Origin of the sequence: Dactylosporangium sp. NBC_01737 (assembly GCF_035963215.1) — a bacterium.
GTDB lineage: Bacteria > Actinomycetota > Actinomycetes > Mycobacteriales > Micromonosporaceae > Dactylosporangium.
Window position 1 is genome coordinate 5,236,374 of the sequence record NZ_CP109153.1, and the last position, 13,019, is coordinate 5,249,392.

Sequence of the window (13,019 nt, forward strand, 5' to 3'; positions counted from 1 at the left end):
GTTGACTCGAACCATGATCGTTGTCACGACACCCACGGGCGGCATCGGCCGCCAGGTCCTCGACCACCTCCTCGCCGGCGACGCCGCGGTCCGCGTGATCGTCCGCGACCCTTCCCGGCTCCCCGCCCCCGTGCGCGAACGGGTCGAGGTGGTGCCCGGCTCGCACGGCGACCCCGGCGTCGTCATGGACGCGTTCGACGGCGCCGACGCGGTGTTCTGGGTCGTGCCGCCGGACCTCACCGCCGTCAGCGCCGACGCCGCCTACCGCGGTTTCACCCGGCCCGCGTGCGACGCCGTCCAACGGCGCGGCGTCACCCACGTCGTCGGGGTCTCCGCCCTCGGCCGCGGGACACCGCAGGCGGGCCGCGCCGGCCTCGTCACCGCGTCCCTCGCCATGGACGACCTGATCGCCGGTACCGGCGTGCACTACCGGGCCCTGGCGCTGCCGTCGTTCATGGACAACCTGCTCCGCCAGGTGACGCCGATCCGCGACCGGGGCGTGTTCAGCGGCCCCGTCTCCGGCGACCTGACCGCGCCGGCGTGCGCGACCCGCGACATCGCCGCCGTCGCCGCCGGGCTGCTGCTGGAACGGTCATGGACGGGTGCCGGCAGCGTCGCGGTACTGGGGCCCGAGGACCTGTCGTCCGATGCGCAGGCGCGGATCATGTCGGAGGTGCTGGGCCGGCCCGTGCGGTTCCGGCGGACCCCGGCGGAGGAGTTCAAGGCGGCGTTCGTGGCGCGCGGCGCGTCGGACGCGATGGCGCAGGCGATGCTCGACATGATGCTGGCCAAGGACGACGGCCTCGACAACGCCGAGCCGCGCACCCCGGCGTCCAGCAGCCCGACGAGCTTCCGGCAGTGGTGCGAGGAGGTGCTCAGGCCCGCGGTCCTGGCCTGATCCGGGCACCGGCGACCAGCGCGGCGGCGACGGCGGCGGCGACCAGCGCGGCCGCGAGGGCCGGCGCCCACAGCGGCGCGACCCGCAGGACGACGGTGCCGGCCGCGGCGCCGCACAGCAGCGCGCCGAGCCGGGCGGCGCCGCCGGTGCCGGTGACGTGGTGCGGCCCGGCGACGGCGTGGCGGACCAGGCCGGTGAGGGTGCCGGTCAGGTAGGTCGTCGACGCGCCGGCGACGCCCGAGCCGAGGGTGACGGTGCTCTGCACGCCCATCGCCGCCGCGGCGGCGCAGAGCAGCAGCAGCGTGCCGGCGTGCCCGGGCCGCGCGCCGGCGGCCTGCCACCCCGCGGCGACACCGGCCAGCAGCACCGCCTCACCGGCGGCGAGGGCCGTGACGCGCCGCCGCCACCCGGTGGCCGGTTGCTGCTGCCCGGCGGCCTGCGGGCCCGGCGCGGCGGCCTGCTGGTCTGCCGCGGCGGTTTGCGGGTGTGGCGCGGCGGCCTGCGGGTCCGGCGCGGCGTTCGGGGGTGTGGCGCGGCCGTCTGCGGGTCCGGCGTGGCGTTCCGGGGGTGTGGTGCGGCCGTCTGCGGGTCCGGCGTGGCGTTCCGGGGGTGTGGCGCGGCGGTTTGCGGGTGTGGCGCGGCGGCCTGCGGGTCCGACGTGGCGTTCCGGGGGTGTGGCGCGGCCGTCTGCGGGTCCGGCGTGGCGTTCTGGGGTGCGGCGCGGCGGCCTGCGGGTCCGGCGTGGCGTTCGGGGGTGCGGTGCGGCGGTCCGCGGGTGTGCACCGGCGGCGGGTCGGTGCGGGTCGGTGGTCCGGTGGCGCAGCGCGGCGGTGCCGGCCGCGACCCCGGCGGCGTACCCGCCGACCGCGGTGACCGCGCCGGCCGCCGCCCAGCCGTCGATGGTGGCGACGGCCCGGCCGAGCTGGACCAGGTTGCCGGTGATGACACTGGCGAACACGCCGCCGAGCCGGCTCACACACACCGCGTCGAGGCAGCCCGCCGCGGCGGCCAGCGCGAGCAGCAGCCACCACACCGTCCGCGCGGACAGCCCGGCGCCGGCCACCGCGCCGCCCGGCGAGGCGCCGCCCACCGTGCCCGGTGCGGTGGCGCCGGTCAACGGATCGTCGCGGGGGCCGGGGCGGTGGCGGCGGCGTTCGCGGGGCGTGGGCGAGGACGGCCGCGGCGGCGACGGTCGCGGCGACCGCCCCGGCCGCCGCGGGGGCCCAGCCGGGGCGCACGGAGTCGCCGAGCAGGGCGACACCGACCACCGACGGCACGAGGACCTCGACGATCCACAGCAGCGCGGTCACCGGGCCCACCTGCCCGTGTTCGAGGGCGTGGGCGTACAGCAGCGTCCCCGTCACGCCGAAGACCGCCAAGGCCCAGGCGAGGGGCTCCCCGGCGACCTGCCACAGCTGCGGGGGGAAGGTGACGGCGCGGGCGCACAGGGCGGCGCCGCCGAACGCCAGACCGGCGAGGGCGCCGTTGACGTTCGGCGGGCACCAGCGGGCGGCGGCCCAGGCGGCGAGCGCGACCGGCGCCGCGGCCGCGGCGAGGCAGAACCGGGTCACGGCGGCGGGCTCCGCCGCGTCCTGCGGCCCGCCGCGGCGGCAAGAAGCGCGAGCGCCGCGACGGTGACGGCGACCGCGGCCACGTCCACCGTCCGCAGCCGGGCCGCGAGGGCGAACCTGGCCACCACGACCGTGACCGCCAGGGAGCCGGCGAGGACCGCCTGCACCTGGTACACCGGCAGGGTCCGCAGCGCGGCGAGGGACGCCAGCCAGGCCAGCAGGTCGAGGGTGACCCCGCCGAGGTACGCGGGTGCGCGCAGCGTGCGCAGCATCCCCTCGCCCTGCTGGGCGCCGGCGGCCTGCAGCACCGACGCGATCCCGTAGCCGACGGCGCCGGCGGTGGCGAGCGCGAGCGCGACGGCCGGCGCCGGGCTCACGGCTGCGGCTCCGCGTACTCCGCCGGCGCGCGCTCCCCGCGACCGAGGAGGCGGCCGATGACGGGCAGCTCCGCGACGCCCTCCGCGTCGGCGACCGCGAGGCCCTGCACCGGCGCGTTGCCCAGGCCGCTGAGCACCAGGTACCGCGGGCGCCACAGCGGGCGGTACTTCTCGTTGTACCGCCACAGCGACTCGATCTGCATCGTGTCGGAGAACCGGTGCAGCAGCCGGCGTTGCAGGTCGCTGAGCCGGCCCCCGTACCGTTCACTGCCGCGTTCACCGGCGAGGACCTGGCGCATGACGGCGAAGTTGAGGCCGAGGCCCCACGCGCCCCACGCCCGCAGCTGCTGGATCGTCTCGACGATGATGAAGTCGGTGAGGCCGTTCGGCAGGTCCTCGGCGGTGCCGCGGCGCATCACGTCCAGGGACCAGCCGGAGATGTCCGCCGCCGGGATCCAGTGGCAGAAGCCGCCGGCGCGCCCGTCCGGCCCGTGCGCCACGGCCAGCAGCAGCCCGGTGTCCCGCGGGTCGAACAGCCGCGACAGCGTCATCGAGAAGCCCCGCTCGACCTCGCCGCGGCGGCTCTGCGTCATCAGCGCCCGCAGCTGCGCGGCGAGCTCGCCCGGCAGCGCCGCCGGGTCGTAGAAGCGGACCGTGTACCCGGCGCGGTGGACCCGGTTCCACGCGCCGCGCAGCCCCTTCATCGCGCGCCCGTCGAGGGTGAACGCGCCGCAGTCGACGATCGCCTCGTCGCCGAGGTACACCGGGCGCAGCCCCGACGCCCGGTAGATCGGCAGCCAGCCGGCGCCGGCGCCGACGACGCTGATGGGCCAGCCGTGCTCATCGGTGAACGCGGTGAACTCCGCCCACGCCGACGCCCACTGCTCCGGCGGGCCGACCGGGTCCGGCGACACCAGGCACACGCCGTCGCGGACCGCGTAGGCCACGACGCAGTCGCCGGTGAAGAACCACGACTTGTCCTCCCGCAGCGCGAAGTACGCCAGGGTGTCCCCGCCGTGCTCCGCGACGATCCGCCGGGCCCGGTCGAGGTCCGCGAGGTGCTCGGCCTCGCTCGGCGCCCGGTGCAACCGGGGCCGCACCAGCAGCCAGCCGACGAGCAGCAGCAGGCTGAGCCCGGCCGCGTACAGCGCCGGCGCCAGCAGCGGCATCGTCGACGGCAGCGGTGTCACCCGGTCCCCGATGAGCCGCCCGGCGACCGCGCGGGCCGTCTGCCCCGCGACCCCGCGCTCGCCGGCGACGAGCACCAGCACCGCCGACACCGCGACGACCAGCAGCCCGCCGCCGAGCAGCGCCACCGTGGCCAGGCGCACCTGCCGGCTGTCGGGCCGGGTCGGGAACGCGGAGCGGTGCCACAGCAGCCAGCCGGCGACGGCGGCGGCCAGCAGCGCCTCCTCCACGTCGATGCCCTTGAGCATGTGCAGGACCGCGGTCGCGGCCAGCAGCAGCACCGTGGCCGTCCACGCGAGCCGGCGCCCCCGGCGCAGCCCCCACGCGAGCAGCAGCAGCGCCGTACTGGCGAAGACGACCGTGGCGGCGGCCGCCTGCGGAACCTCCACGGGCAGCGCCCCCAGCAGCGCCGTGAGGCGCCCGCGCAGCGGCGTCGTCAGCGCCGACAGCAGGCTCAGCACGGCGACGGCGGCGACGGCCCACGCGGCGACGCGGCGGACCCGTTCGTCACGGACCCGCTGCTGCAGACCCGTCTGCTGCAGCGGCCACCCGGCCTCACCCGGCAGGGTCGCGACCACACCCGGGGCGTCCGGCGCGGCGGCGGGCCGGCGCCGGGCGGCGAGCCGCTCCAGGCGGGTCGCCTCACCGGCCGGCGATTCGGCGACGACGAGCTCGGCGCGGACGTCCCGTTCCGCGGCCAGCTCCACCCAGGAGCGGCGCAGCAGCGCGGTGAACACCGGCGGCAGGAACCACCGGGCGGGCCGGGCCTCCACGCACCGGGTGCCGCAGCCGCTGTTGGCGTAGAACCCGCCGGGCACCGCCGCCAGCTCCGGCTGGTGCGTGTGACCGGTGACGAACCCGGCGAGCCCGTCGGCGCACAGCGACGCCGCGACGGCCCGGGGCGCGCCGTTGAGATGCATGCCGCGGGGCCCGAGCCGGCTGGCGGCCATCGCGGTGTACACGGCCCTCGCGATCAGGACCGCGATCGTGACCAGCAGCGCCGCCTCGACGAGCAGCCCGACCCCCGCCAGGGCCGTCCAGTGCGGCAGCCACCGCAGTCTGCCGCTGTCCGACAGCAGGTGCACCAGCTCGGGAATCCGCAGCACGGCCGCGGCGGCCAGCGGCAGCAGCAGCCACCACGCGTGCACGCCGAGGCGGCGGTACACGAGCCGGGACGCGACGAACTGGCCGACCGCGTTCGGGTCGGCGAGGGCCGCGACGTCGGCGAGCATGGGGCTGCGGCGCACCTCCGGCAGCACCTCCTGCACGATGTGCTGCCCCAGCGGCGAGTCGAGGGGGTTGCGCGGGTCCCGCAGCGCGTTCGCCGGGTCGAACGCGTGACCGTGCTCGACCCGCACGACCCGGCGCCCCGCGGCGGTGTCCAGTTCCAGGTCCACCGACAGCGCACAGCGGGCGCCGATGCGCCGTTCGAAGGTACCGGCGGAGACACCGTCCCACGCGACCGGCGCGTCGTGGTTGCCGACGACCACGACGACGTGCCGGCCCGGCACGGCGCCGAACGCCAGCAGCGCGCCGGTCAGGTCCGGGTGGGCGTCGAGGGCGGCCTCGACGGTGCCGCCGGGTTCGCCCCACAGCTCGACGACGTCACCGTTGAGCACGACCGCGCCCTGCCCGTCCCACCGGGCGAGGCGGGCGACCAGGTCGCGTTCGAGGCGCGCGGAGGCCGCGGTGGCGCGGGAGGCGAGGTGCAGGTCCCCGATGACGAGGACACGCGCGCCGGCGGGCACCGGCACGGCGATCCGGTCGGGCACGTCGTGCCCGGCTCCTGGGCCCGCGTCGTCGCTGCCGTCGTCGTCGCCGTCCGCGTCGTCTTCGGTTGCGGTGTCGTCCTCGGTCCCGTCGTCCGCGGTTCCGTCGTCCGCAGCGTCGTCGTCTGCAGCGTCGTCGTCTGCGGTTGCGGTGTCGTCGCCCGCGTTGCCGGTGCCGGCTGCGCTGCCGGGCGCGGCGTTGCCTCCGCCGCGGTCCGCAGCGGTCATGCGGGCAGGGTGAGGCAGGCGACCCGGGCGCCGGCGTCACCGGCGTCGGAGGGTCCGGTCTTCGTCGGCGTCGCGTGGATGACGAGGGACCGCGGCGGCGGGTCGAACGTCCACGGATGGGTGGCGACCGACGACCCCCTGCCGTCCGCGCGGGTGGTGACGTCGAGCCAGATCTCGTTCTGCGGGTTGGCGTACGACGGATTCGCCGGCGGCGGTGCGGCCGATCCCGACGCCGATGCCGACCCCGACGCCTTCGCCGACGCGGGTGCGGCAGGGGCGGGCCCGGGCGGCGACGGCGCGGACGGCGGTACCGGGGCATGCCGGTGCTGGTAGTGCGGCCCCGCGTCCGCGCCGGTCGCGCCGCACGGATTCGTGTGCAGGTGGACGCCGTACCCGCGGTTCGGCAGCAGCCCGGCGACGGTGAACCAGACCCGGCTGTCCGAGGACGTCTGGGTGATGCTCACCGTGGCGACCGCACCCGCCGGGACGAGACCGGGGTCGTAGGTGACCGCGGTCGCGCCGGGCGAGTACGCGGCGAACGTGCCGGTCGCCGATGTCACCCGGGGTGACTTGACGGGCGCGGCGCCGCCGGCGGAACTGGTGCACCCGCCGGCCACGGCGACGGACAAGAGCATCAGGAGCTTGGTGACGCGGTGCATGTGCCCAGCGTGGTCCCGCCCGCCGCCGGCCGGGGCGCGGCCGCGCCCGCATCACCCCATTTTCGGCCCCCGGGCGGTGACGGCACTACGCTGCGACGCATGGACACCGCGTGGACCCCGTCGGACGTGTGGCTGCTGCGGTCGATCTCCGGCCGGGACGCCGCGACGGGTGCGACGCTGCGCGGGGTCATCGCCGTCGCCGACTACCTGGACCATTCGATCCCAAACGAGTCGGAGTTCACCGGCGCCGTCGACCGGCTGAGCGCCGCCGGCCTCGCCGGGTACGACGCGGCCGCGGACCGCTACTGGCTCACCCCGGCGGGCCACGCGTCGCCGGCGCACCGCGGCACGTTCAGCGCCGCGACCGCGGCCCTGCCGCCGCCGTCCCCGCCGGTGCGGGCGCCCCTCACGCTGCGGCCGGGTGCGTACGCCGCCGCGGTGGCCGAATACCAGAGCGGCTGACGCGCCGGGTCAGTCGTCGTCGACGGGGAGCCGGACCTCCACGCGCAACCCGCCGCCCTGCTGCGCGGTCGCGGTGACCGTGCCGGCGTGCGCCTGCGTGATCGACCGGACGATGGCGAGGCCGAGCCCGGCGCCGCCGCTGTGGTCGATCCGGTCGGCGGCGAGCCGCTTGAACGGCTCGAACAGCTCCGCGACCGCGTGCGGCGGCACCTCCTGCCCGGTGTTGACGACGATGAGCCCGATGTCCGCGCCGGTGTCGTCGCCGACGCTCACGTGGACGGTGCCACCGCGGTGGTTGTACTTGATGGCGTTCTGGACCAGGTTCGTGACGAGCCGCTCCAGGAGCACCTCCTCACCGCGGACCGTGCACGGCCGCAGCCGCGACGTGAGCCGCACCCCGGCGGCCACGGCCCGCGCGCCGTGCGCGGCGACCACCCCGGCGGCGATGTCGTCGAGACGCTGCGGCAGCCGCACCGCCAGCCCCTGGTCGGCCTCGCTGAGCACCAGCAGCCCGTCGACGAGCCGCTCGTTGCGTTCGTTGGTCTGCAGCAGCTGCGCGGTCAGCAGCGTGAACTGCTCGTCGGTCAGCGGCTGCCCCATGCCGACCTCGATCAGGGTGCGCTGCACCGCCAGCGGCGTGCGAAGCTCGTGGGAGGCGTTGGCGGCGAAGCGCCGCTGCCCCTCGTAGCCGGCGACGATGCGGTCCATCATGTCGTCGACCGCGATGCACAGCGCCGCGAACTCGTCACGGCGGCTGCCGCCGGCCCGGATGCGGTGCCCGAGGTTCTGCGGTCCCAGCTGCGCGATGACCGGCACCAGGTCCCGCATCGGCCGCAGCACCCACGTCGTCACCCGCGGCGCCACGAACCGCAGCAGCACCAGCGCCGTGAGGGCCGCGAACCCGTACGGCAGCAGCCACCACGCCTGCTCCCGCGCCGCGCCGCACAGCGACAGCTGCGGGTCGCAAAACAGCGCGAGGAACCGGAACGTCGTCGGCGTGAACGAGTACGTGTCCGCGGCGTACCGCGTCGCGTACCCGGCGGCGAGCGCACCGGCGACGAGCAGCAGGATCCGCCGCCGCGGCGTGCGCAGGTTCACTCCGCCCCGATCCGGTAGCCGGCCCGCGGCACCGTCTGGATCACCGGCGGGCCACCGAGCTTGCGGCGCAACGTCATCACCGTCACCTTCACCACGTGCGAGAACGGGTCCGCGTGCTCGTCCCACGCCTGCTCCAGGAGCTCCTCGGTGCTGACCACCTGCCCCTCGGCGCGCAGCAGCACGTGCAGCACCGCGAACTCCTTCGGCGTCAGACCCAGCACCCGCCCGTCGCGGACCGCGGTGTGCCGCCCCACGTCCAGCTCCACGCCGTCGTGCACCAGCACCGGCAGGACCGCCGGGGCGGAGCGCCGCCCGAGCGCGTGGATGCGGGCGACCAGCTCCGCGAACGCGAACGGCTTCGTCAGGTAGTCATCGGCGCCCAGACCCAGCCCCTCGACCCGGTCCCGGATCCCGCCGGCCGCGGTCAGCAGCAGCACCCGCGTGGCGAGCCGCGTGCTCAGCATCCACCGGCACACCTCGTCACCGGTGCGCCCCGGCATGTCCCGGTCCAGCACGGCCACGTCGTACCGGTTGACGCCGAGCCGCTCCACGGCGCCGTCGCCGTCATAGCAGACGTCGACCGCCATCGCCTGGCGGCGCAGCCCGGCCGCGATCGTGTCGGCCATGAGCCGCTCGTCGTCGGCCACGAGCACCCGCATGCCGTCCCCCTCTCCCACCTGACCCCGCACCAGCATGCCAGCCGCCCGGTAAGGGTTCGGTCAAACGATCGCTGACGGTGCCCGTACCGCGGCATCGGCACACTCCGTCGGCATGATCAGTCCCGGGAAGCGCGCCGACCGCACCGTCCTGGCAGGGCTGGTGGCGCTCGCCGTCATCGTCTTCGGCGTCGCCGTGCGGCTGCGGCTGCCCGGCCTGCCCATGGGCGACGAACCGCACTACCTCGCCCTCGCCCAGGCGATGGTCAAATACCACACGTTCGACCCGACCCCGGTCTACGAGCACCGCGACTACTGGTCGTACTACCCGGCCGACATCGACGCCCACGTCGCCGTCGTCGACGGCCGCCCCGTGCCCTTCCACAACCTCGGCGCGCCGATGCTCTTCGCGCTGCCGTTCCTGCTGTGGGGCCGGGCCGGCGCGCACCTGGTCATCCTCGTCGCGGCGGTCCTGACCGTCGTCAACGTCTACCGCCTGCAACGTGAGCACGGCATCCGCACCCCGTACGCCGGCTTCGTCACCGCGCTGCTGGTGCTGGGTTCGCCGATGTACGTGTACGCCTCGATGCTGTTCGTCGAGCCGCTCGGCATGCTGGCGCTGGTGTACGCCGCCCGGGTGCTGCTCGCCCCCGCCCCGCAGGCCTGGCGGCTGGCCCTCGCCTCCGCCGGCGTCGGCTACCTGCCGTGGGTCCACGGCCGGTACGCGATCTTCCCCGTCGTCTTCTTCGGTCTGGCCTGGTTCTGCCTGCGCGGCCACGGCCGCCTTGTGCTCGCTGCGGCGCTCGCGCCGGTGGCGGCCCTCGCGACGGGCCTGGAGGTGTTCAACGCCGTCATGTACCGGTCGCTGAGCCCGGCACCCGGCAGCACCGACGCGCTCGGCGAGGGCCTGCTGCGCCAGTCTCCGCTGCGCGGGCTGCTCTACCTCGCGTTCGACGGCCGCTTCGGCATGCTGTCCAACTTCCCGGTCCTGGTCCTCGCGGGCGCCGGAATCCTGCTGTGCGCGCGTTCCCGCCTCAACGTCGTGCTGCTGGGCCTGACCGTGCCGTACGCGGTGCTCATCGCCACGTACCCGAACTGGCCGGGCGGCTTCTCCCCGCCGGGGCGGCTGCTGTCGGTGACGGTGCCGCTGCTGGCGTACTACATCGCGGTCCTGCTGCAACGCCTGCCGTCGTGGCCGCTGCTGGTGGTCGCGGAGGTCTTCACGGGGTACGCGTACATGATGTCGCTGGTGTCCGACGTGCACCCGCTCGAACGGTTCCACTGGCTCGCGAGCCCTGGCAACACACCCCTCGCTCGCATGGCAGACCTGCTGGGCACGTCGATCGACGACCTGCCGCCGTTGGTGACGGCGGGTAATACGATCGACACTGCGGCGGGGGTACGGTTCACGCTGTGGAGCCTGGCGACGGTCGCTGTTACGGTGCTGCTGTGGCAGGCAGCCCGCCGTGCCGAGCCGGCCGTGGGCAGGGCCCCTGAGCCTTCCGCCGCCGCCCGCGATCCTGACTTCGACGGCGATCATGTCCCGGTCGGTTCGGTGATCGACAGCGCCGGCGGTGTGGTGGTGGCTGGCGCTTCGGCTTCGACCGGTCGCGGCGGCGCGCGCCACCTGTGACGCTGTGCGTCTGGTCGCTTACTTCACCGGAGATCAATTTGTGGTGCTGCGGTAAGGTGCAGAGGAAGCGGCCGGGCACCCCGCCGGACTTGTTCCTCGATCGCATCGCCGCGGAACCCCAGGTCCTGGTCGTGCTTTCCCGCCATTGAACGCAGACGCGCAGGGGTGCAGACGCGCGGCTGTGGCGTGGCGCCCGCGGGCGGGGGCGAGCACGGCGGCGGACGATGCGGGCGTCGGTTTGGCTGTGGTCGCTGGTCGCTGGTCGCTGGGTGCTGGGTGCTGGTCGCCGCGCGGGTGCGGGCGCCTGCTGTCGGGCGCGAGTGCGGGCGCCGGCGCTGGTCGTGCGAGTGCGAGTGCGGGCGCTGGTCGGGCCGACGGGCCGTCGGCGGTCGGCCCGTCGGGTCCGAGCAGCCCGGGCCGGTGCGCGGGCAGGACGGCGGCCGGGTGCGGGCGTCGGGTGCGGGGCGTGAGTGTGGACGCCGGTCGTCGGGTGCGGGCACGGCCGCCGGTGATCAGGCGCCGGTGATCAGGCGCCGGTGGTCGGGCGCGGGTGACGGTGGTGGGGTGCGGGTGACGGTGGTGGGGTGCGGGTCCGCGGTACCGTCACGCTGTGACGGACCTGCTCGAACGCGATCCGCTGCTCGACGATCTCGCCGGTGCCCTTGCCGCGGCGGCGAGGGCGGGGCGGGTCGTGCTCGTGGCGGGTGAGGCGGGCATCGGCAAGTCGGCTCTCGTGCGGCGGTTCAGCGAGCATCACGCCACGCGGGCCCGGTTCCTGTTCGGTGCGTGCGATCCGCTGCTCACTCCGCGGGCGCTCGGGCCGCTGCATGACGTCGGCCGGCGCACCGGCGGTGCCCTCGCGGGGTTGCTTGCCGCCGGCGGTCCGCGTGAGCAGCTGTTCGCGGCGCTGCTCGATGAGCTGGAGCGCAGCGACCGGACGCCGGTCGTCGTAGTCGAGGACGCGCACTGGGCCGACGAGGCGACCCTGGACCTGCTCGTGTTCCTCGGACGGCGGATCGCGCAGACGAAGGCGCTGCTGGTTGTCACGTACCGCGACGACGAACTTCCCGTCGACCATCCACTGAGGACGGTCATCGGGCTGCTGCCGGCGCAGGCGGTGCGGCGGGTTCACGTGGAGGCGTTGTCGGAGCGGGCGGTGGCCGAGCTGGCCCGGCGGGCGGGGCGGCCCGCGGCCGGGTTGCGGGCGCTGACCGGCGGAAACCCTTTGCTGGTCACAGAAGTACTCGCTGCGGACGCCGATGCCGGGGTGCCGTTGACGGTCCGCGACCTGGCTCTCGCGCGCTTCGCGGCGCTGCCGGCGGATGCGCGCGATGTCGTGCGGCTGGTCGCGGTCGTGCCGACGACGGCGGAGTTGTGGCTGCTGGACGGGGCGCCGCCGGCTGCAATCGAGGCGGCGATGGGGGCGGGGCTGCTCGTTGCGGGGGAGGACACGATCGGGTTCCGGCATGAGTTGCTGCGGCGCGCGGTCGAGGGTTCGCTGTCCGCCATGGCTCGCCGGGACCTCAATCGGCGGATCCTGCGGGTCCTCGCCGGCGTTGGATCGGGTTTCGGCCCCGCCTCCGTGCCCGGGTCCGAGCCCGGCGCCGGCAAGCATGGGCGTGGGGTTGATGTTGCTCGGCTGGTCCATCATGCGCGGGAGGCCGGTGACACGGCCGCGGTTCTCCGCTACGCCCCGGAGGCGGCGCGGCAGGCCGCCGCCGTTGCCGCCCACAGGGAAGCCGTCGAGCACTACCGGGCCGTGCTCCCGCTCGCCGGCGGCATCCCGGACCTTGCCGAACTGCTCGAGGGGTACTCCGCCGAATGCTACCTCTCGGGCCTCTCCGCGGAGGCCGTCGCCGCCGGCCGGCAGGCACTTGCGTTGCGGGAGGCCGCAGGCGACCTCGAACAGCTCGGCGAGGGTCTGCGCCGCCTCTCCCGCCTGTACTGGTGGGACGGGAACCGCCCCGAAGCGGAAGCGGCCGCCGCCCGGGCCGTCACCGTCCTGGAATCCGTCAAGGCCGGCAAGGAGCCCGGCAAGGAGTCCGGCAAGGAGTCCGGCAAGGAGTCCGGCAAGGAGTCCGGCAAGGAGTCCGGCAAGGAGTCCGGCAAGCCGGGAAAGCAACTGGCCATGGCGTACAGCAACCAGGCCCAGCTCGACATGCTCGCCAACCGCCTCGACGCCGCCACCCGGTGGGCCGGGCGGGCGATCGACCTTGCCCGGCGGCTCGACGACCGCGAGACGCTCAGCCACGCCCTGACCAACATCGGCTCCGCCCGGATCCTCGGTGGTGATCTCGGTGGCCGGGAGGACCTCGACGAGGCGTTCGACGTCGCTGTCGCCGCGGGTCTTGAGGACGATGCGGCGCGGGCGCTGTGCAACCTCGCCACGATCGGCGCCGAGATGCGCGATCACGAGCACGCCCGTGGTGACCTGGACAGGGCGCTGGTGTTCGTGCAGGCGCACGAGCTCGCCGGGTACG

The 13,019-nt window shown here is 75.5% G+C and carries 9 protein-coding genes and 1 pseudogene; 4 read left to right on the forward strand and 6 right to left on the reverse strand.

Annotation, left to right across the window (positions count from 1 at the left end; all coding sequences use genetic code 11):
• Window positions 1–13 precede the first annotated feature (13 nt).
• Window positions 14–898, forward strand: coding sequence for an NAD(P)H-binding protein (locus OHA72_RS23640; RefSeq protein ID WP_327009960.1), 885 nt, complete (start codon window positions 14–16; stop codon window positions 896–898).
• On the opposite strand, the gene OHA72_RS23645 is transcribed toward OHA72_RS23640, so the two are convergent.
• From OHA72_RS23645 to OHA72_RS23660, 4 genes are all read right to left on the reverse strand, one after another.
• Window positions 876–2,015 carry a DUF1275 family protein gene (locus OHA72_RS23645; RefSeq protein ID WP_327009961.1) on the reverse strand — a complete coding sequence of 380 codons (1,140 nt, stop codon included), beginning with the start codon at window positions 2,013–2,015 and terminating at the stop codon, window positions 876–878. The genes OHA72_RS23640 and OHA72_RS23645 overlap by 23 nt on opposite strands.
• Window positions 2,016–2,465: 450 nt before the next feature.
• Window positions 2,466–2,846 carry a hypothetical protein gene (locus OHA72_RS23650; RefSeq protein WP_327009962.1) on the reverse strand — a complete coding sequence of 127 codons (381 nt, stop codon included), beginning with the start codon at window positions 2,844–2,846 and terminating at the stop codon, window positions 2,466–2,468.
• Window positions 2,843–6,031, reverse strand: a complete 3,189-nt coding sequence (locus OHA72_RS23655; protein WP_327009963.1) for a bifunctional lysylphosphatidylglycerol flippase/synthetase MprF — start codon at window positions 6,029–6,031, stop codon at window positions 2,843–2,845. Before OHA72_RS23655 ends, OHA72_RS23650 begins: the two co-directional genes overlap by 4 nt.
• Window positions 6,028–6,690, reverse strand: coding sequence for a superoxide dismutase (locus OHA72_RS23660; RefSeq protein ID WP_327009964.1), 663 nt, complete (start codon window positions 6,688–6,690; stop codon window positions 6,028–6,030). The genes OHA72_RS23655 and OHA72_RS23660 overlap by 4 nt, the downstream gene beginning before the upstream one ends.
• Before the next feature lie 99 nt (window positions 6,691–6,789).
• Between OHA72_RS23660 and OHA72_RS23665 the strand changes: the two genes are divergently transcribed.
• On the forward strand, window positions 6,790–7,152 hold the full coding sequence (locus tag OHA72_RS23665; RefSeq protein WP_327009965.1) for a hypothetical protein: 363 nt from the start codon (window positions 6,790–6,792) through the stop codon (window positions 7,150–7,152).
• A 9-nt stretch (window positions 7,153–7,161) separates the two neighbouring features.
• Here the strand turns inward: OHA72_RS23665 and OHA72_RS23670 are convergent, their stop codons facing one another.
• Together OHA72_RS23670 and OHA72_RS23675 are read right to left on the reverse strand one after the other, a co-directional pair.
• Window positions 7,162–8,250, reverse strand: a complete 1,089-nt coding sequence (locus tag OHA72_RS23670; protein ID WP_327009966.1) for a sensor histidine kinase — start codon at window positions 8,248–8,250, stop codon at window positions 7,162–7,164.
• The gene (locus OHA72_RS23675) at window positions 8,247–8,909 is read right to left on the reverse strand and encodes a response regulator transcription factor (RefSeq protein WP_327009967.1); all 663 of its coding nucleotides are present in this window, start codon (window positions 8,907–8,909) and stop codon (window positions 8,247–8,249) included. Before OHA72_RS23675 ends, OHA72_RS23670 begins: the two co-directional genes overlap by 4 nt.
• 112 nt (window positions 8,910–9,021) lie before the next feature.
• On the opposite strand from OHA72_RS23675, the gene OHA72_RS23680 reads away from it, so the two are divergent.
• On the forward strand, window positions 9,022–10,539 hold the full coding sequence (locus OHA72_RS23680) for a glycosyltransferase family protein (RefSeq protein ID WP_327009968.1): 1,518 nt from the start codon (window positions 9,022–9,024) through the stop codon (window positions 10,537–10,539).
• Window positions 10,540–11,149: 610 nt separating this feature from the next.
• Window positions 11,150–11,524: pseudogene (locus tag OHA72_RS64810) on the forward strand (ATP-binding protein); the annotation flags it as partial.
• Window positions 11,525–13,019: the final 1,495 nt, after the last annotated feature.